2 protein-coding genes are annotated in these 1,627 nt (G+C 79.7%); both read right to left on the bottom strand.

What is annotated here, in order from left to right; genetic code table 11:
• Positions 1-631 (bottom strand): WYL domain-containing protein (locus tag AB0K34_RS46590; protein WP_364554964.1); only part of this gene is annotated, 631 nt, incomplete at its 3' end.
• 104 nt (positions 632-735) lie between these two features.
• Positions 736-1,627: hypothetical protein (locus AB0K34_RS46585; RefSeq protein WP_364554962.1), on the bottom strand; the 892-nt coding region annotated here is incomplete at its 5' end.

Here is a 1,627-nt window from a genome sequence, read left to right as displayed (position 1 = left end):
CTCGTCCAGCAGCAGGTCGGTGATCTGCCGCAGCTGCCCCGCCTCCAGCCGCCGGAACACGATGATCTCGTCGATCCGGTTGAGGAACTCGGGCCCCCGCGCCCGCCGCCTCCGCCGGACGCGGCACCGGCACCCGCAGCGCCGCCAGCAGCCCGTCCAGGTCGCGGACCTGCGCGCCCCGCCCCGACAGGAACGCCGCGCCGATCCGGTCCAGCCGGAACATCCGCGGCCCGTCCCGCATCCGGCACCAGCCCACCAGGTACTCCCCGTAGGGGGCGATGACCAGGCCGTGCGCCTCCACGTCGCGGAAACTGCGCGCCCCCGACCGGCCCGTGTAGGCCAGCCGCACCACCCGGCGGGTGCGGACCGCCTCGGCGAGCGTGCCCCGCACCGGGCCCGTCAGCGACCCCGCCTCGCCCAGCGGCGCCGGCTCCGGCGCCGCCGGCAGCGCGTAGCCGCGGCCCCGGCCCGCCCGCACCGGCAGCCCGCCGTGCGCCAGCAGCTCCAGATCGCGGCGGACGGTGCGCTCGCTCACCTCCAGCCGCGCCGCCAGGACCGCCGGGTCCAGCGGCTCGGGCGCGGCCGCGCGCAGCTCGGCGACGAGCGCCAGCAGCCGGTCAACGCGATCCACGCCCCCATCGTGACCCGCGGCACCGACAATCCACCGCCCCGCGGGGACCCAAAACCCTTACCCCGCGGGGCGAACCGGGCCCCGGCCTCGCGGGGCCGGGGGCCCTACAGCTCCGCCGCCAGGCCCGCGAAGTCGGCCGCCGTCAGCGACAGCGCGCTGCCGATCGCCTGCGTCGCCTCCGCGCTGCCCAGATGCCGCGTCGCGGCCCGGTCCAGGTAGGCCTCCACCAGCCGGGCGCCGGTCAGCCGCCCGCGCGGCCGCAGCGCCCCCACCTCGCGGTTCACCACCGCCCACGCGTCCGCGCCCAGCCGCAGGCTGCGCTCCTCGGCCAGCAGCCCCACCAGCGCCGCCCGCGCGGGCGGCGCCGACAGGTCCGGCAGCCGCACCGCCCGCAGGTCCGCGGTCAGCTCCGGCGCCGCCGCCGACAGCTCCCCGACCCGGTCCGGCTCGCACGTGCCCAGCAGCGCGGTGTCGTTGACGCCCTCCAGCCGCGCCCGGTACAGCACGGACGCGTACGCCGCGCCGTCGCCCTCGTCCAGGATCAGGCCGTCCAGGCCGTCCAGCAGCAGCACGTGGCCCGCGTGGTCCTCCAGCGCGGCGCGCAGCCCGTCGGGGCCGTGCTCGCGCAGGTCCTCGGCGTGCACGGAGTGGACCTCGCCGCTGGACGCCTCGACCTCCGCCAGCGCGCGCGCCGCCATCCGGGCCAGCCGCCGCTGCCCGCTGGAGGGCGCGCCGATCAGCAGCAGCGCCGGCGCCGACGCGCTCGACACCTCCTGGCCGCGCAGCCGCCGCGCCCACTTGCCGCGCCGCCGCACCTCGGTGACGACGCGCTCGATGTCGTCGGCGCCGCACAGGAACCGGATCCCGTACGCCTCGGCGACCTGCGGCTGCGGTTCGGGGTCCGGCGCCGCCGGCGGCGGAGGCGGCGGCTCGGGCACCGGAGCGGGCGGCGGCGGCAGGTCCGCGGGCCGGGCCGGCTCGGGCACCGGGCCCGCC

This window comes from Actinomadura sp. NPDC049382, from assembly GCF_040677125.1.
GTDB classification, from domain to species: Bacteria; Actinomycetota; Actinomycetes; order Streptosporangiales; family Streptosporangiaceae; genus Spirillospora; species Spirillospora geliboluensis.
This window is presented reverse-complemented; position numbering and strand designations above follow the sequence as displayed.